We start from the raw sequence: 16,534 nt of genomic DNA, 5'->3' as shown, positions 1-16,534 counted from the left end.
CATGAAGGCGCTTCACCATATCTTCTGGCTAGGCACCAAGGAGTTACGCACGGTGCTGATGGATCCGGTGATGGCGGGGCTGATCCTCTTCGTGTTCACCTTCATGGTCTATATGGATGCCACCAGCCTACCGGAGAACGTCAATAACGCCTCTATCGCCATTGCGGACGAGGACAATTCGCAGCTGTCGCGCCAAATCGCCAACGCCTTTTACCCGCCCTATTTCCAGACCCCGATCCCCATAGATGCGGAAGAGATCGGCCCCGGGCTGGATCAGGCGCGGTTCCTCTTTGCGCTGGTCATCCCCCCCGATTTCGAAGCACAGCTGCGCAAAGGCAGCCAGCCCGAGATCCAGCTGCATATCGATGCAACCGCAGTAATGCAGGCCGGGCTGGGCGATGGATACATTCAGGCGATCATCCAGACCGAGGTCAGCCGCTATCTGGCGGGCCGCGATCCGTCCGCCGGAGCGCCGGTCGATCTGGTGCTGCGGCGGGCCTATAACCCCAATGGCAGCCAGGTCTGGTTCAATGCCTTGAATGGCATCCTGAACTACCTGACCATGGTCGCGATCATGCTGACCGGCGCCGCCCTGATCCGCGAGCGCGAGCATGGCACCATCGAACATCTTCTGGTGATGCCCCTCACCGCTTTTCAGATCGCCCTGGCCAAGATCTGGGCCAATGGGCTGATCATCATCAGCGTCTTTGCTCTATCGATGCTGGTGGTGTTCGAGGGCCTGCTGCAGGTGCCAATGGTCGGCACGCACGCACTGCTTTTTGCGGGCACAGCGGTTTACCTGTTTGCAGCGGCGGCCATCGGAATTTTCCTTGGAACCATCGCCCGGACCATGGCGCAATTCGCCCTGCTGATCATGATGACGATCATGCCGATGATGATGCTCTCCGGCGGCATGACCCCGATCGAAAGCCAGCCTGATATCGTGCAGCCCTTCACCTGGCTGCTGCCCTCGCGCCACTACATGGCCTTTGCCGAGGCCGTGGTGTTCCGCGGGGCGGATCTGTCGATTGTCTGGCCCGAACTGGTGACGATGGCTTGCCTGGGCGCGGTGTTCCTGTCCGGCAGCCTGATGGCATTTCGCCGGGCACTGGGAACCAGCGTCTGAACCGGAGGGCGTCTACCCGGCCCCCCTGCTCCTAAACCTTGCGCCCCAATAGCGGGGCAGCGCGTGTCAGCGTCCGATCACCGACAGGAGGTCGGGATTGATCACCAGATTGCGCACGCCATGGGCGTGGTCTTCGTCAAAGGTGTTGTAGTCCAGCCATCTGGCGACCGACTGGATGCTGACCTTGGCCACCTTGGGGCGCACCGCCCAGGTGACCTGAAAGGGCGATCCCTTCTCGTTATAGGCAGGCCCGGTGGTTGAACCCGCATAGACGACCGGCCGCCCGGTATCGGTTGGCATGTTTACCGCCTGGGTCAAGCCGTTTTTCTTTTGTAAGCGCGTGACTTTGGTGAAATCGAGCGCGGTCTCATCGTTGACCAGCACAAAGACCTGCGCCTCCACCCGCAGCTGCGGGTTCTTGATGGCCTCGCTGAGGCAGGAGCCAAGCGTCGGGCCGGGATCGACCCGCGCGGTGGTGTGCACGAAATGCACCTCAATCGTGTCGCCGGGCACCAGACTGCCGTGTTCGGTGGCTCCGACCTCTTCATGGTACGGCGCAAGTTCCGTCACGCTCAGCTCACCGGAATATTTGTAGCCGCTGCCATAGCCGTGACCATCGCCGTTGCCAGCATAGGTGGTGAATTCCCCGCCCCGGTGTTCGGCGCTTTCGTGGAAATGGATGTTGCAGAGGTTCATTTCGTTATAGGGTGGTGCGGCTTCGAAACTGACCTTGTTGCTGCCGCCCATGCTGTCGATATCGCGCGGCGCCTGCGGGCCGAACCCGGCAAACAGCGTGTTTTCCGACAGGGCCTGACGTTGCTCTGCGATCACCGCATCGGGGACCACGTGCATCTCTTCACCGTGCCCGGTCGATGTCGCATGAACGCCGCCTGCCAACAGGAAAAAGGATGAAACGGTAACCGCACGCAAATATGCTCGTGTCATGAAGAACTCCCTCGCCGATTGCTGGACCTTCGCACGCTTCTGTTCAGAATATCATTCTTAACAAAAGTATTGAACAAGGGGTTAGCGGAGCATTTTAAAGACATCATGCCGCAGCACCGTCAACTCTCTACGGCACGGAGAGAGGTTTGACCTGTGCGGCGCTTTGGGGTCAGCTGCCGTGATCGAGCAGCAAAACCAAAGGAGCGCCAAAATGCGCGTGATGATTACTCTTCTGACCCTGATGACACTCAGTGCCTGCGATGTACCCTTCGTGCCGCTGATCTGACGCTGCGCAACCGGTGCGATCCGCGCAGATGCAAAAAGGCCCCGGAAATATCCGGGGCCTTTTGAGTTTGGTACCAGACCGTCAGGTCAGGCTGCAGAGGCTTCCCGTTTTTCATCGCGTGCAAAGAAGATCAGGTAGAACACCGGCGCCGCCACCAGCGTCAACACGGTGGCAAAGGCCAGACCGCCCATAATCGTGATCGCCATCGACACGAAGAAAGCATCGCTCAGCAGGGGCGCCATGCCAAGGATCGTGGTGATCGCGGCCAGCATCACCGGACGCAAACGCGACACCGACGCCTCGACAATCGCCTCGCGCAGCGGCCGCCCTTCGGCGCGCACCAGATCGATTTCCTCGACCAGGACGATGCCGTTCTTGATCAGCATGCCCGACAGGCTGAGGAGCCCAAGAAGCGCGGTAAAGGTAAAGGGCAGACCGGTGCCCAGAAGCCCGATGACCACGCCGTTGACCGACATCGGCACCAGCAACCAGATGATCACCGGCTGACGGATCGCATTGAACAGCAGGACCGAGATCAGCACCATGATCAGCAGGGACACCGGAAGCTGCGCGCCAAGGCTCTTGTTGGCGTCGGCCGAGCTTTCGTGCTCCCCGCCCCATTCCATCCGGTAGCCCGGCGGCAGGGCGATCTCCTCGATGCTGTTCTGCACCTCATTGAACACTGTTGCAGCAGTGACATCCGGCGCGATATCCGCCCCCACGGTCAGGGTAAACACCCGGTCGCGGCGATGCATCAGGGTGTTCTGCACCTTGATCTCGACCCCGTCGATCATTTGTTCCAGAGGCATGAAACGGTTCGACGAGGTGGAGAAGACCAGCTGATCCATGATGTTGAACTGATCCTCCGGCGATCTGCGCAGGATGATCGGGATCTGCCGGTCGCGTTCACGGAACATGCCGGCCGTCACCCCGTCGGTGGAGAACTGCAAGGTGCCCGCGATGTCCTCGCGGGTAATCCCCGCCGTCTGTGCCCGGTCTGTGGCATAGATCGGCTCCAGCACCAGTTCCTGTTCACGCCAATTGTGCCGCACGCTCAGGATACTGTCAGAGCCATCTTTCAGCCGCACCATGGCTTCCTCCCCCAGCTGGCGCAGAACCGCCGGATCGGGACCCGAGAAACGAACCTGAACGGGATCACCGCCGCCTGGGCCAAAGACCAGACGTTTGGTGCGGAATTCCGCCTCGGGGAAATTGCTGCGCCCAAAGGCCTCAAGATCGGCCTGAAGCGCCGGGATTTCCTGCAGGCTGCTCGCGCGGATGATCAGGTGACCATAGCTGGGGTTCGCCTTTTCCGCCGAATAGGTCAGCATGAAACGGGTCGCCCCCTGCCCCACAAAGGCCGCGGTTGATTCCACATCGGGACGCTCGGCCAACCAGTCTTCGACCCGTTGCAGCTGCGCCGAAGTGGTGTGAATCGAGGTGCCCTGCGGCAGTTTCAGATGCACGAAGAACAGCGGCGTGTTGGAGTCGGGAAAGAACGCCTGTTTGACCTGTCCAAAGCCTATGTAGCACACGGTCGTCAGGGCGATCAGCCCTACCACCACCAGCCAGCGCAGTTTCAGTGCCAGACGCAGGCTGGCGCCATAGGCGCGGAAAATCAGTCCGCCGTATTCGTCGCCACCGCCACCAGTGCCGCGTTTGAAGAAATAATGCCCCAGCAACGGCGTCACCGTCAGCGCCAGAAGCCAGCTCAGCAGCAGCGAAATGCCGATCACGGCAAACAGCGAGAAGAGGAATTCACCGGTGGAATCCGGGCTGAGGCCGATACCGGCAAAGGCCATGATCCCGATGACAGTCGCGCCCAGAAGCGGGATCTGCGTCTTGCTGGCGGCCTCATGCGCGGCCTCGCGCGAGTTCTTGCCTCGCAGCATCGAGATCTGCATGCCCTCGGCAACCACGATGGCATTGTCCACTAGCATCCCCATGGCAATGATCAGCGCGCCCAGGGAGATCCGCTCCATCTCGATGCTGAAAAGGTTCATGAACAAGAGCGTCCCGACCACGGTCAGCAGCAAGGTCACGCCGACGACAATGGCCGCGCGCATGCCCATGAACAGCGCCAGAACCACCACCACGATGGCGACGGACATCGCCAGGTTCACCAGGAAGTCATTCGAGGCCTGCTCGACCACCACGTGCTGCTGATAGATCGGCTGCAGCGACACGCCATAGGGGATGTCACTGTCCAGCTGCGCCAGCTTGGCATCGACGTTCTTGCCCACATCCACGATGTTTTCCGACGCGATACCGGCCACCCCAAGAGTAAAGGCCTCGGCCCCGTTGTAGCGCACGATCAGATCGGGATCAGCAACCCGGCCGCGGTGGACCTTGGCCATGTCGATCACGTTGATCACCTCGCCCTGTACCCCAACAGAGAGACCGGCGATTTCCGAAACACTGTCCGATCCTTGCGGCGCCAGAAGCCGGGTGTCGGCATCGCCCGCATCCAGTTTGCCCGCCGGGCGAACCGAGTTGGAGGTGGCGATGGCATTGGCAATCGCCGTCAGTGGTACATTCAAGTTGACCGAAATCGGCAGGTCGGGTTCGACATAGATCGCTTCGTCCGGCAGGCCGGAGACATCTACATCGGCAACCCCATCAACCGTCAGCAGCTCCCGCCGCAGGAAAGTTGCCAGTTCATGCTTTTCCGCATCGCTGAATCCGTCTGCGGTGACGGCATAGAACAGGCCGAACACATCCCCGAAGGCATCGTTCACGAAGGGCTGACTTGTGCCTTCGGGCAGGGACAGGGCCGCATCGCGGATCTTCGCGCGCAGTTTGGTCCAGACGGCGGGAAGCTCGCTGCCGTCATAGGTCGATTTGATTTCAACTTCGATCAGGGATTGGCCCGGCTGGTTGATCGAGGTGATGATATCGACCTCGGCCATTTTCTGGATCGCAGACTCCAGCGGTTCAGAGACCTCCAGCGCCACCTGCTCTGCCGTGGCGCCCTGATACTGGGTCACGATGACAGCCTGTTTGATGGTAAAGGCCGGATCCTCAAGCCGTCCCAGCGACAGGAAACCCCAGATGCCCCCGAAAAGGGCGATCAACATGATCAGCCATGTATAAAGCGGTTTTTCGATTGAGCCGCGTGCAATATCCATCTGCCCGCCCTCAGTTCGCGAAACCGGCAAAGCGGCGTACCGCCTGCCCGTCCGACAGGGCGGTGCCGCCCGCCAGAACCACCTCTTCACCGCCAGTCAGACCTTCGGTGACGGTGAAATCGCCATCCTGCGTCGGCGTCACAGTGACAGGCCGCCAGGCGACCGTGCCATTGTCGGCCCCGGTGGGGCTAAAGACCATCACACCAGTCTGCCCTTCGGGGGACACCACGATGGCCGTTGCCGGCAGGCGGATCGCCGCAGCACCGGTATTGACCAGCACCCGCACCGAAACCGAGGCCCCGGGCAGGATCTGCCGATCCTTAGGAGGCGCCAGACGGAAGGTCACCCGGTAGGTCTGCCCAACGCTGCTCGCCTCGGCATCGAATTCAAGAATTTCAACCGGATAGGTGGCGTCCCAGCCCGGGAAGGAGGCCGTGATATCCACCTTTTCATCTGCATTTGCCTGCTGAAACAGGATTTCAGGCACATCCACCTTGATGTGCAGTTCAGACATATCGTGCAGCCGGACGATGGGCGTCCCGGCGCTGACCGTGGTGAATTTCTCGACCTCGCGGCTGGAGACCAGCGCATCGAAGGGCGCCGTCAGCGTCGCATGCTGCAAGGCGTATTCCGCATCCCGCAGGGCGACCCTGGCCAGACCAGCCTGGGTTTCCGCATCATCGATGGACACCTGGCTGACCGTCCCGGTCAGTTTCTCCATCCGTGCCACCGTGCGGTCCGCCTGCGCCTTTTGCAGCCGGGCCTGTTCCAGTTTCAGCTCAAAAGGTTCCAGGTCCAGTTGCGCAACAAGCTGCCCTTCGGGCACCACGGTGCCCTGCGCCACCGGAAACTCCAGCACCTGACCGCCCACCTGAAAGGCAAGGTCGACGGATTGTTTCGCCGCCACCTGACCAAAGAACTGGCGCTCAACCAACACGCTGCCCGCCTGCGTTTTCAGCAGCTTGACCGGTTTGGCCGTCTCTTGCGCCGCCAGCGGCCCTACCTGCACCAGGGCCGAGAGGGCGAGCGCGGGCAGGATCAGCCGTGACACTCGGTGGAAGATTTTCATTCTCTGTCTCCTTTCGGATCCGGGCATCCCAGCGGGGCGCCGTTTCCTGTACTCGTATCATGTATTTTTTCACATAGCGCCGCGAACTGCGCGATCTCGTCAGTTGAAAGGCCAGAGACCTGGCGGAACAGTCGGCGGGCCTCCTCGTCCAGCTGGCTTCGCACGGCGCGGCCCTGGTCGGTCAGATGCAGCAACAGCGCCCGCCGGTCATCCGGGTCGGGCAGCCGCTGCACAAGACCCATCTCCTCAAGCCGATCCGCTGCCGCGGTGACGGACGGGGGGCCAGTCAGCAACAGTTGTGCCAGCGCCCCCATGCGCCGGGGCCGGTCCAGCCGGATCAGGATCCGGCTTTCCAACCGCCCGATCCGCGGCGCCTGATCCATACGCTCAACCGCATCGTCCAGCATCCAGTAGAGCGCATAAACGCCCATCAGAGACCGGATCTCCGGCGATAGCTGCAAGGTGTCATCGGTCATGAGGCCAGGCCCGGTTGCAAAGAGGGTGTGCACCAGCGGATCGCCGTGGTGCGGGATTCGCAGCAGATTACTTCAGCGAATGAACTTTTCATGTGAAGAAGTTCACATTCCCCGAACACTGCCCCACTGTTCCTGCTTGCCCCTGCGGCAGCTTGCGGCTGACCTTGACCTTCCGCACGCAAAATGCCCAGATATACGGCACTTTGCGAACTCGGGATCCGTTACCATGCACACAGCCGCCATAACCGGCACCGGGGTCTTCACCCCGTCTCAGATCATCACCAATGCCGAGCTGGTCGTGGCGTTCAACGCCTACGCCGACCGCATGAACGAAAAGAACGCCGAGGCTATCGCAGCGGGCGAAATGGCCCCGATGCAGCACTCCTCGGAAGAGTTCATCGTCAAGGCCTCTGGCATCGAGCAGCGCTATGTGATGGACAAGACGGGAATTCTCGACCCCGAGGTCATGCACCCGCTGCTGCGCCAGCGCAGCGATGACGAACCGGGCATCATGGCGGAAATGGCCGTCGATGCGGCGACCAAGGCTCTGGCACAGGCTGGCAAGACCGCGGGCGACGTAGACGCCGTGATCTGTGCGGCCTCCAATATGGAACGCCCCTACCCCGCGGTGGCAATCGAGATCCAGAAACTCCTCGGCATCGACGGATTTGCATTCGACATGAACGTCGCCTGTTCCTCGGCCACGTTTGGCCTGCAGGTGGCCGCGGATATGATCCGCTCGGGCAGCATCCGCTCGGCGCTGGTGGTAAACCCCGAAATCTGCTCGGGGCATCTGGAGTGGCGCGACCGTGACTGCCACTTCATCTTTGGCGATGTGGCGACCGCAACCCTGGTCGAACGAATCGAAGACGCCAAGGGGCCGCATTTCGAAATCCTGTCGACCCGCTGTGCCACCGAATTTTCCAACAATATCCGAAACAACAACGGCTTCTTGCGCCGCTCGCGCCCCGACGGGGTTGCGGACCGCCGCGACATGCAGTTCATGCAGAACGGCCGCAAGGTGTTCAAGGAAGTGCTGCCCATGGTCAGCGAGCACATCAGCACCCATCTGGCTGACAGTGGCATTGCCAGTGACGATCTGAAGCGCCTGTGGCTGCATCAGGCGAACAAGGCGATGAATGATTTCATTGGCAAAAAGGTTCTGGGCCGCACCCCGGAGCCCGGCGAGCAACCCAATATCCTGCAGGACTATGCCAATACATCATCGGCAGGCTCGATCATCGCCTTTGCGCAGAATTCCGATGACATGGCCGACCAGGAGATTGGCCTGATCTGTTCCTTCGGCGCCGGCTATTCGGTCGGCTCGGCGATCCTGCGCCGCCATATGGGCTGAAAACGGAAAAGGCCCCGCAGTCCGTCGGGGCCTACCAGCGGGACTACTGCCCCGCAATGAAACGTCCGAGAGCGTCAGTTGCTCTCTTCTTCGAGATGCAATTTCATATCCAGAAGGACCTGCTGCAACAGGACCGTTTCCCGCAGCAAGCGCTTGGCCTCATTGACGGTGATGATGCCATCAGCGATGGCTTCCTGATATTCGCTCATCAGGGTTGCAAACCGCTGGCTCAGCGCGATCACGTCGGCATTCACCCCTCCTGTGCGCCCGACACTTTCCACGCCCGAATCGTCGGAGTGATTATAGGACAGCGTGATGTTCTTCAGATCCGCGAGCGCCGAGGTCACATGCGGAAAAGAAGCAGCCCCCTCCAGCTTGGCCACGGAATCCACCGGCATGAACCGTTCCGTATGTTCGGCATTGTCTGAATAGTAACGACCCAATGTCGCCTTGGACTTGCCTGTAATCTGACAGGCGGCCTCTATGCCAACGTCCTTAACCAGCGCTTCGGTATGCTTTTTCAGGTACCTGCCGATCTCTGCCATGTAAATCTTGCCTCATAAGCCGCCCCGGGGCGGGGAATGAACTTGTTAATTTCCCATGAAGTCCTTTTAAACGAATTGCAATACTAGCGCCATCCCTTGGGTTTTCAGGGATTTAACGAGTGGCCCAGATGCTATTGTGCATCTTTGTTTGGGGTTGAAGCAAACTTTGTGAGTGAGGTTGCGCTTCAATATGAGTGGGAGAGGTCAAGCATCCGTTTCGGGTGTACGACATATCCTTCTTTAGGCGTCCTCCCCAGTGGCGCGTGCCTGTATCCATCCCTAGGGTCTATTTCGACCCGGACTGGTCGGGCTGCTGTGGGGGGGCGTATTTTGGACATCAGGGTTCGAATCCTGTGATCTGCACTGCCCTCTGCATCCCCACGATCCGGGATTATTTTGCGGTTCACTCAGCCATTGCCAAAGGGTAAACCGCACGCATGGCAAAGCTCTATTTCAACTACTCCACCATGAATGCCGGTAAATCCGCCGTGCTGCTTCAGGCCTCGCACAACTACCGCGAAAACAACATGGACACCTACCTTCTGACCGCACGTGTCGATGACCGGGCAGGCAAGGGCCGGATTGCTTCGCGGATTGGCATCAGCGCCGAGGCCGATGTGTTCGGTGCGGGCGAGGACCTGTTCGCAAAAATCAAATTACGCCTGTCACGAGGCAGCGTTGCCAGTATTTTTGTGGACGAAGCACAATTCCTATCACCTGATCAGGTCTGGCAACTGGCTCGTGTGGTCGATGATCTGGGGGTACCGGTTCTGTGCTACGGGCTGCGGGTGGATTTTCAGGGCAACCTGTTTCCCGGATCCGCCACACTCTTGGCGCTAGCCGATGAAATGCGCGAGGTGCGAACCATCTGCCATTGCGGCAAGAAGGCCACCATGGTGATCCGGCAGGACGATCAGGGCCGTGCGATCACCACGGGTGATCAGGTGCAGATCGGCGGCAATGAAACTTATGTCTCGCTCTGCCGCCGTCACTGGCGCGAAGCGGTTGGGGACGGCTCAAAAGCCTGACCGTTCCCGAGTGGCTCAGACGGGGTTGGGCAGTTTCTGCCCGGCGATGAAGGCCGCGACATTGTCCAGCACCATATGCCCCATGTTGCTGCGCACCTCTTCGGTGGCCGTGCCCAGATGCGGCAGCAGGGTGACGCGATCAAGCGCGCGCAGCACCTCGGGCACCTCGGGTTCGAATTCATAAACATCAAGGCCTGCCCCGGCGATGCGCTGCTCTTGCAAGGCGGTGATCAGGGCCGCTTCTTTCACGATCTCGCCGCGGGCGATATTGATCAGATGCGCGTGAGGCTGCATCGCCGCAAGCACCGCTTCATCCACCATATGCCGGGTGTCGGCGCCACCGGGCACGGCAACCACCAGGAAATCGACCTGCGCGGCCATCTCTGACAGGTTGGCGCAGCGGGTGACGGGGAAACCCGGATCCTTGTCGCTGCGGGCGGTGTAGAGGACCTTCATGCCAAATCCGAAATGGCAGCGCTGCCCGATGGCGGCCCCGATGCGGCCAAGGCCGACGATGCCGACGGTCTTGCCCGTAACATGCTGACCCAGCATCTGGGTCGGGTGCCAGCCTTCCCAGCTGCCATCGCGCACGAGCCGCTCCCCCTCGCCTGCGCGGCGGGCCGACATTAGCAGCAAGGTCATCGCGATATCGGCAGTCGCATCGGTGACCGCGCCCGGCGTGTTTGTCACAGCAACACCGGCGGCCCGGGCGGCCTCTACGTCAATATGGTTGTAGCCAACGCCGAAATTCGCCAGCAGCCGACACCGCGGCGCAGGCACCGCGGCAAAAATCTCGGCATCGAACCGGTCGCCCAGCGTCGGCATGACCACGTCATAATCCCGCAAGGCACGCTGCATTTCCGCGCGGCTCAGCACGCCCGTATCGGGGCGGATATCCACATCGAACTCTTCCCGCGCGCGGGCCTCGACAGCCGCTGTCATCGGCCGGGTAATCCAAAGTTTCATCGCTCAGTGCATCCTTCCGCCCAGCGGCACCGGACCATCCGGCCCGATCAGCCGGATCTCCCCGGCCTCATCCGGCAGGCCAAGCACCAGAACCTCTGACATGAACTTGCCGATCTGGCGCGGCGGGAAATTGACCACCGCCACAACCTGTTTTCCCACAAGCATTTCCGGCGTGTAATGCGCAGTCACCTGGGCCGAGGTTTTCTTCTCACCGATCTCATCGCCGAAATCGATCCACATCTTGATCGCCGGTTTGCGGGCTTCGGGATAGGGTTCTGCCCGCACCACGGTGCCGACGCGGATGTCGACCTTCAGGAAATCATCAAAGGAAATCTCAGCCACCGGACAGCTCCTTGGATCGGTTTGCAGCAGCGGCAACCGCCCGGCTCAGCAGGGGCGGGAAACCGCTGTCCTTGTCCATCAGCACCTCAAGCGCCGCCTGGGTGGTGCCATTGGGGCTGGTCACGTTCACCCGCAACTGGGCGGGATCTTCCGCGGCCGCCTCGGCCAGCGCCCCTGCGCCCGCCACGGTGGCCTTGGCCAATTTCATCGCCAGATCGGCGGGCAGCCCCTGCGCCTCACCTGCGGCGGCCAGTGTTTCGATCAGGTGGAACACATAGGCAGGCCCGGAGCCGCTGACGCCGGTGACCGCATCCATCTGATCCTCGGACTGCAGCCGCACCGTCTGGCCGATCGCGGACAAGAGGGTTTCGGCCAGATCCATATCGGCGCCGCTGCTGCGCCCGTTGCCGATCAGGGCAGTGATGCCGCGCCCGATGGCGGCGGGTGTATTAGGCATGGCGCGCACGATGGGGGTCTTCTCTCCCAGCATCGCCTCGTAGCTGGCACATGAGATACCGGCGGCAACCGAGATGAACAGGGTATCGCCATTGCCCAGCGCCTGAAGCCCCGGCAGTGCATCGCCCATCATCTGCGGCTTTACAGCGATCAATACGATGGCTGGGTTCTGCGGCAGGCCGCCGTTGATGGTCACGCCGGTCTGTTTCAGCCAGTCCGAAGGATAGGGATCCAGAACCCAGACCGACGACGCGGGCAACCCGCCGTCCAGCCATCCGGCCAGCATCGCCGAGCCCATCTTACCGCATCCCAAAAGGACCAGCCCGCGATCCGCGATATCCGTCATGTCCATTGTCCCTGCCCCTGTGCTGTTACATCAGTTTCAGGGCACAGGTTTACGCGCGGCCATAAGCCTCTGCAATGGCGACCTGAAGAGATTCCTGAGGCGTGCGCCCGGCCCAGGTGGTCAGCTGAATGGCCGGGTAGTAACGCTCGCAATTCGACACAGCGGCCTGGATCATCGCGTCGATCTGCTCGGCGCTGGCCGATTGGCCGCCCGACAGGATCAGGCCATAACGATAAAGCATCAGCTTGTGCTCGGCCCAATAGGTAAAGGCCCCTGCCCAGCACTGATCGTTCATCCGGTTGAGAAGGTCGTAGAGCAGCGGCAGCTTGTCCTCAGGCGGATCCATTTCGAAACTACACACCAGCCGCAGGGTTTCCTCGTATCCCGACCAGGCCAGGGTTACCGAATAGGTGCGCCATTGCCCCTCGACGGCCATGGCGATCTGATCATCGCCGATCCGGTCAAAATCCCAGTCATGATGGGAGGCAACGTTCTCAACGATGTCTATGGGGTGGATGTCGTCTTCCAGATGATGCTCGGATAGGGCCATGATGCCACCTCTCTGGTATCTAGCATACGCACCTCTTCGGGTCCGCTAGAGCTAGCTTTGCGCTCAAAGGACCGGGGAGGCAACCCCGCTCCCATACTAGATATGGTGGACACCCGGATAGGCGCTGGCAACCCTTTATTTGGGGATATCTGCAATAAGTTGTGGATGAAGCGGAAAGCCACCCAAAATATCGGCAAAGCTGTGGATAAGGTCCCGGGTGCAAATCAGGCGGCCCAATCAAGGCGCCGCGTTATTTGGCCGTCACTGCCGGGACGTGCCGCCTGCACCGGCCCCAAGCGGGTTTTTCGCCCGCGCAGGCGCATGCATATTCTGGATGGGTCCGGTCTTTAATCTTCAGTCTTCAGTTTTTGGCAGAGGCCTCAAGCGCATCGAGGCGGGCTTTCAGCGCTTCGTTTTCTTCGCGGGCCTTCTGCGCCATGGCACGCACCGCGTCAAATTCTTCGCGTGTCACGAAATCACGGTCGGCCAGCCAGCGGTCGATCATGCTCTTCATCGCGGTTTCAGCTTCTTCGCGGGCGCCGTGGGCCACACCCATGGCATTGGTCATCAGCTGGGAAATATCGTCGAGGATCTTGTTGCGGCTCTGCATCGTCTTCTCCGTATCAGGCTTATGCCCTATATGGGCAACCAAAGGGCCGCGGGCAAGCCGTTGACTTCCCTTCCAGAGCAAAGGCATTCAGTCGCACATGCACGCAATGATCCAATTCCCCGACCTGTCGCCCGAAATCTTCTCGATCACCATCGGATCTTTTGAGTTCGCGCTGCGCTGGTACGCGCTGGCCTACATCGTCGGGATCCTGATCGCCTGGCGGCTGGCAGTGGCGGCCCTGCGACAGCCCGCACTCTGGCCCGCGAGCCAGCCACCGATGCGCCCGCAGCAGGTCGAGGATCTGCTGACCTGGATCATCATTGGCGTGATCCTTGGCGGGCGGCTGGGGTTCGTTTTGTTCTACCAGCCGGGATACTACCTCTCCAACCCAGCCGCGATCCTGCGGATCTGGGAAGGCGGCATGGCCTTTCACGGCGGGCTGATCGGCGTGGTGCTGGCGGCCTGGATCTTTGCGCTGCGCCACGGTGTACCCCGGCTGCAGATGGCCGATCTGGTGGCCTTCAGCGTGCCGCCCGGGCTGATGCTGGGACGGTTGGCCAATTTCATCAATGCGGAACTCTGGGGGCGGCCAACGGATCTGCCCTGGGGCGTCTCCTTTCCGGGACAGGCCGCGCAGGACTGTGGGCAGGCCCTTGGCGAAATTTGCGCGCGGCACCCGTCGCAGCTTTATGAGGCGCTACTGGAAGGCGCGCTGCTGGCGACATTGCTGCTGTGGCTGGCCTGGCGGCGCAGGGCCTTTCACCGGCCCGGATTGGTGCTGGGGCTGTTTCTGGCGGGCTATGGCATGGCGCGGTTCCTGGTGGAATTCGCCCGTCAGCCCGATGCGCAGTTCGTGACCCCCGGCAATCCGCTCGGCCTTGCCTGGCATGTCGGCGGCTACGGGCTGACCATGGGACAGCTTCTGTCGCTGCCGATGATCGCGCTGGGACTGGTCTTTGCCATCGCCGCCCTGCGCCGCCAGAGGATCACGGCATGAGCCTGCTGGATCACCTGATTGCCCGCATCGATGTCGACGGGCCGATGAGCCTGGCCGATTACATGGCCGAGTGCCTGCTGAACCCCCGCTTTGGCTATTATACCACCCGCGATCCGCTGGGCGCTGCCGGGGATTTCACCACGGCGCCGGAAATCAGCCAGATGTTCGGTGAGCTGCTGGGCCTGTGTCTGGCGCAAAGCTGGCTGGATCAGGGCGCGCCTGCGCCGTTCACCCTGGCCGAGCTTGGCCCTGGCCGTGGCACCCTGATGGCGGATCTGTTGCGCGCCACTCGCGCGGTGCCCGGTTTCCACGCCGCGCTGGAGCTGCATCTGGTGGAGGCCTCCCCCACCCTGCGCGAGGCACAGGCCAAGGCGCTAACAGGGTTTGAACCGATCTGGCACGACACCATCGACAGCCTGCCACAGCAGCCGCTATTTCTGGTTGCCAATGAGTTCTTTGACGCCCTGCCCGTGCGCCAGTTCCTGCGCGGCGGCAGCGGCTGGCGCGAAAAACGCATCGGCATGCAGAACGGCACGCTGACCTTTGGCCTCGGCCCGGTAACCGAACAGCCCGCGCTCAGCCACCGGCTTGAGGACACCCGCGAGGGCGATCTTGTCGAACTCTGCGAAGGCGCGGCCCCTGTCACCGCTGTAATCGCTACACGTATCGCAGCGCATGGCGGCGCGGCGCTGATCGTGGACTATGGCGATTGGCGCTCGCTTGGCGACACGCTGCAAGCGCTGCGCGATCATGCGCCCTGTGATCCGCTGGAGGCACCCGGCAGCGCAGACCTGACCACCCATGTGGATTTTGAGGTTCTGACACAGGCGGCACAGGCGCACGGCTGCACGGCCACGCGGCTGACCCCGCAGGGCGTGTTTCTGGAGCGGCTGGGCATCACCGACCGCGCCCGCGCCCTTGCCGCACCGCTAGAGGGCGATGCACTCGACAATTTGATCGCCGCACATCGGCGGTTGACGCACCCCGAGGAAATGGGAAACCTGTTCAAGGTGCTGGGTCTCTACCCCGGCAACGCGACACCACCACCGGGGCTTCAGTCATGACGCTGGAAATACTGACATCGGATCTTCTTGGCCCCGTGCGGCATGGGTTCTTTACCCGCCGGGGCGGCGCATCCTCCGGCATTTTCGAGGGACTGAACTGCGGGCTTGGATCTTCGGACCAGCGTGAAGCGGTCGAACTGAACCGCGCCCGCGTTGCTGCCGCAATGGAGGTCGCCCCGGAGAGGCTGGCCCGGGTCAATCAGGTGCATTCCCCCGACGTCGTGGTAATCGAAGAGGTTGGCAACAGCCCGGACAGAGCCGATGCCATGGTCACCCGCACACCGGGTGTCGCCCTGTCGATCCTGACGGCAGACTGCCAGCCGGTGTTGTTTGCTGACCCCGAGGCCGGAGTGATCGGCGCCGCCCATGCCGGCTGGCGCGGGGCGCTGGACGGGGTGCTCTCTGCGACGGTGGAGGCGATGGTGGATCTAGGCGCAACCCGCAGCAATATCCTTGCCGTCATCGGCCCGACCATTTCGCAGCGCGCCTATGAGGTTGGCCCCGAGTTCTTCGACGACTTCATGGCCGAGAACCCGGAGAACGCGCGCTTCTTTGCCAATGGCGAAGGCGACCGCTTGCTGTTCGACCTGCCCGGTCTTGGCCTGCATAAACTGCGCAGCGCCGGGGTTGCGGAGGCGGAATGGACCGGCCACTGCACCTATAGCGATCCAAAGCGATTTTATTCCTATCGGCGTGCCACCCACGAAAAACAGGCTGATTATGGCAGGCTGATTGCCTGTATCCGCCTGTAGGAAAAAGAAAACACTCGCGCCCCGATCCCTTTTGAAAATTCCCGGAGATCCCCGGCAGCCCGATTGTAACCGCCCCGGCCCCGCTTTGCCGGGGCTTTTCCATGCCCGCGCCACAATAACGTCGCATTGATTACCGATACCTGCGCTCAGACAGACATCGTTCAGAATGGACCCGGCAGGAGCAATAATGACAGCACGAACCCGTTTTATCGCTTCCATTGTTGCAACTGCCAAAAGCGAGAAAAGCAAATTGCCCTGGCACCGCGGCGTGGCGCGACGTGCGTCAATAGAGCGCCGCCGCAGCACCCGCAGTGACCCGAAGGCGTTGAAAAGCGCCTGAGTTAGGGCGGAAGACTTGCCCTTACTTCCCGGCGGATTGCAGCCTCTGGACGTCTTCCCTGTGTTCAGAAAATGCAAAGAAAGACCGGCCTGGGCAGGATGCGCGGAGCGGGGCTCTTCCGTGTAGAGGTTTGCTTAAACTCTTGCGGTCACCT

The 16,534-nt window shown here is 61.4% G+C and carries 17 protein-coding genes; 7 read left to right on the top strand and 10 right to left on the bottom strand.

The features are described 5' to 3' along the window. Position 1 precedes the first annotated feature (1 nt). Entirely contained in the window at positions 2–1,126 is a 1,125-nt protein-coding gene (locus tag SM766_RS14505; protein WP_368948232.1) for an ABC transporter permease, read from the top strand. A 66-nt stretch (positions 1,127–1,192) separates the two neighbouring features. On the opposite strand, the gene SM766_RS14500 is transcribed toward SM766_RS14505, so the two are convergent. The 4 genes from SM766_RS14500 to SM766_RS14485 form a co-directional block, all read right to left on the bottom strand. Further along, positions 1,193–2,071: a delta-class carbonic anhydrase gene (locus SM766_RS14500; RefSeq protein WP_368948230.1), complete on the bottom strand. Its 879-nt coding sequence runs from the start codon at positions 2,069–2,071 to the stop codon at positions 1,193–1,195. Positions 2,072–2,443: 372 nt separating this feature from the next. Beyond that, entirely contained in the window at positions 2,444–5,485 is a 3,042-nt protein-coding gene (locus tag SM766_RS14495) for an efflux RND transporter permease subunit (RefSeq protein WP_368948229.1), read from the bottom strand. A gap of 10 nt (positions 5,486–5,495) precedes the next feature. Further along, a complete protein-coding gene (locus SM766_RS14490) occupies positions 5,496–6,554 on the bottom strand; it encodes an efflux RND transporter periplasmic adaptor subunit (RefSeq protein ID WP_368948227.1) in 1,059 nt (352 codons plus the stop codon). Then, on the bottom strand, positions 6,551–7,030 hold the full coding sequence (locus SM766_RS14485) for a MarR family winged helix-turn-helix transcriptional regulator (protein WP_368948225.1): 480 nt from the start codon (positions 7,028–7,030) through the stop codon (positions 6,551–6,553). The genes SM766_RS14490 and SM766_RS14485 overlap by 4 nt, the downstream gene beginning before the upstream one ends. 226 nt (positions 7,031–7,256) lie before the next feature. Here SM766_RS14485 and SM766_RS14480 point away from each other — a divergent pair, with 226 nt between their 5' ends. Next, positions 7,257–8,384, top strand: coding sequence for a beta-ketoacyl-ACP synthase III (locus tag SM766_RS14480; protein WP_368948224.1), 1,128 nt, complete (start codon positions 7,257–7,259; stop codon positions 8,382–8,384). A 74-nt stretch (positions 8,385–8,458) separates the two neighbouring features. Here SM766_RS14480 and SM766_RS14475 read toward each other — a convergent pair whose 3' ends face one another. Next, positions 8,459–8,929 carry a hypothetical protein gene (locus SM766_RS14475; protein ID WP_065272916.1) on the bottom strand — a complete coding sequence of 157 codons (471 nt, stop codon included), beginning with the start codon at positions 8,927–8,929 and terminating at the stop codon, positions 8,459–8,461. A 437-nt stretch (positions 8,930–9,366) separates the two neighbouring features. On the opposite strand from SM766_RS14475, the gene SM766_RS14470 reads away from it, so the two are divergent. Beyond that, entirely contained in the window at positions 9,367–9,957 is a 591-nt protein-coding gene (locus SM766_RS14470) for a thymidine kinase (protein ID WP_368948223.1), read from the top strand. A gap of 15 nt (positions 9,958–9,972) precedes the next feature. Here SM766_RS14470 and SM766_RS14465 read toward each other — a convergent pair whose 3' ends face one another. The 5 genes from SM766_RS14465 to SM766_RS14445 all read right to left on the bottom strand — a co-directional run bounded on the left by SM766_RS14465 (position 9,973) and on the right by SM766_RS14445 (position 13,227). Further along, positions 9,973–10,923, bottom strand: coding sequence for a 2-hydroxyacid dehydrogenase (locus SM766_RS14465; protein ID WP_368948221.1), 951 nt, complete (start codon positions 10,921–10,923; stop codon positions 9,973–9,975). Between the two features lie 3 nt (positions 10,924–10,926). After that, positions 10,927–11,265, bottom strand: a complete 339-nt coding sequence (locus SM766_RS14460; RefSeq protein WP_274832917.1) for a tRNA-binding protein — start codon at positions 11,263–11,265, stop codon at positions 10,927–10,929. Next, complete coding sequence (proC, locus tag SM766_RS14455; RefSeq protein ID WP_368948220.1) at positions 11,258–12,073, bottom strand: pyrroline-5-carboxylate reductase; 816 nt, start codon at positions 12,071–12,073, stop codon at positions 11,258–11,260. Before proC ends, SM766_RS14460 begins: the two co-directional genes overlap by 8 nt. A gap of 43 nt (positions 12,074–12,116) precedes the next feature. Next, on the bottom strand, positions 12,117–12,617 hold the full coding sequence (locus SM766_RS14450) for a type III secretion system chaperone family protein (protein ID WP_065272911.1): 501 nt from the start codon (positions 12,615–12,617) through the stop codon (positions 12,117–12,119). Positions 12,618–12,978: 361 nt separating this feature from the next. Continuing rightward, positions 12,979–13,227 (bottom strand): accessory factor UbiK family protein, encoded by a 249-nt coding sequence (locus SM766_RS14445; RefSeq protein WP_065272910.1) that lies wholly within the window; start codon positions 13,225–13,227, stop codon positions 12,979–12,981. A gap of 97 nt (positions 13,228–13,324) precedes the next feature. Here SM766_RS14445 and lgt point away from each other — a divergent pair, with 97 nt between their 5' ends. From lgt to SM766_RS14425, 4 genes are all read left to right on the top strand, one after another. After that, a complete protein-coding gene (gene lgt / locus SM766_RS14440) occupies positions 13,325–14,224 on the top strand; it encodes a prolipoprotein diacylglyceryl transferase (protein ID WP_368948219.1) in 900 nt (299 codons plus the stop codon). Then, positions 14,221–15,288 carry a class I SAM-dependent methyltransferase gene (locus SM766_RS14435; protein WP_368948218.1) on the top strand — a complete coding sequence of 356 codons (1,068 nt, stop codon included), beginning with the start codon at positions 14,221–14,223 and terminating at the stop codon, positions 15,286–15,288. The genes lgt and SM766_RS14435 overlap by 4 nt, the downstream gene beginning before the upstream one ends. Then, on the top strand, positions 15,285–16,040 hold the full coding sequence (gene pgeF, locus SM766_RS14430) for a peptidoglycan editing factor PgeF (protein WP_274839731.1): 756 nt from the start codon (positions 15,285–15,287) through the stop codon (positions 16,038–16,040). The genes SM766_RS14435 and pgeF overlap by 4 nt, the downstream gene beginning before the upstream one ends. A gap of 187 nt (positions 16,041–16,227) precedes the next feature. Beyond that, on the top strand, positions 16,228–16,380 hold the full coding sequence (locus tag SM766_RS14425) for a hypothetical protein (RefSeq protein ID WP_274830135.1): 153 nt from the start codon (positions 16,228–16,230) through the stop codon (positions 16,378–16,380). Positions 16,381–16,534: the final 154 nt, after the last annotated feature.

Source organism: Pseudophaeobacter sp. A-200-2 (assembly GCF_041008815.1).
Classification (GTDB): Bacteria; Pseudomonadota; Alphaproteobacteria; order Rhodobacterales; family Rhodobacteraceae; genus Phycobacter; species Phycobacter gallaeciensis_A.
This window is presented reverse-complemented; position numbering and strand designations above follow the sequence as displayed.

Bases quoted from the DNA above. Each gene is read 5' to 3' on its own strand.
- SM766_RS14470 (WP_368948223.1), top strand. From the start codon at position 9,367: ATGGCAAAGCTCTATTTCAACTACTCCACCATGAATGCCGGTAAATCC.
- SM766_RS14480 (WP_368948224.1), top strand. From the start codon at position 7,257: ATGCACACAGCCGCCATAACCGGCACCGGGGTCTTCACCCCGTCTCAG.
- lgt (WP_368948219.1), top strand. From the start codon at position 13,325: ATGCACGCAATGATCCAATTCCCCGACCTGTCGCCCGAAATCTTCTCG.
- SM766_RS14450 (WP_065272911.1), bottom strand. From the start codon at position 12,617: ATGGCCCTATCCGAGCATCATCTGGAAGACGACATCCACCCCATAGAC.
- SM766_RS14485 (WP_368948225.1), bottom strand. From the start codon at position 7,030: ATGACCGATGACACCTTGCAGCTATCGCCGGAGATCCGGTCTCTGATG.
- proC (WP_368948220.1), bottom strand. From the start codon at position 12,073: ATGGACATGACGGATATCGCGGATCGCGGGCTGGTCCTTTTGGGATGC.
- SM766_RS14465 (WP_368948221.1), bottom strand. From the start codon at position 10,923: ATGAAACTTTGGATTACCCGGCCGATGACAGCGGCTGTCGAGGCCCGC.
- SM766_RS14425 (WP_274830135.1), top strand. From the start codon at position 16,228: ATGACAGCACGAACCCGTTTTATCGCTTCCATTGTTGCAACTGCCAAA.
- SM766_RS14475 (WP_065272916.1), bottom strand. From the start codon at position 8,929: ATGGCAGAGATCGGCAGGTACCTGAAAAAGCATACCGAAGCGCTGGTT.
- SM766_RS14495 (WP_368948229.1), bottom strand. From the start codon at position 5,485: ATGGATATTGCACGCGGCTCAATCGAAAAACCGCTTTATACATGGCTG.
- SM766_RS14490 (WP_368948227.1), bottom strand. From the start codon at position 6,554: ATGAAAATCTTCCACCGAGTGTCACGGCTGATCCTGCCCGCGCTCGCC.
- SM766_RS14500 (WP_368948230.1), bottom strand. From the start codon at position 2,071: ATGACACGAGCATATTTGCGTGCGGTTACCGTTTCATCCTTTTTCCTG.
- SM766_RS14445 (WP_065272910.1), bottom strand. From the start codon at position 13,227: ATGCAGAGCCGCAACAAGATCCTCGACGATATTTCCCAGCTGATGACC.
- SM766_RS14505 (WP_368948232.1), top strand. From the start codon at position 2: ATGAAGGCGCTTCACCATATCTTCTGGCTAGGCACCAAGGAGTTACGC.
- pgeF (WP_274839731.1), top strand. From the start codon at position 15,285: ATGACGCTGGAAATACTGACATCGGATCTTCTTGGCCCCGTGCGGCAT.
- SM766_RS14435 (WP_368948218.1), top strand. From the start codon at position 14,221: ATGAGCCTGCTGGATCACCTGATTGCCCGCATCGATGTCGACGGGCCG.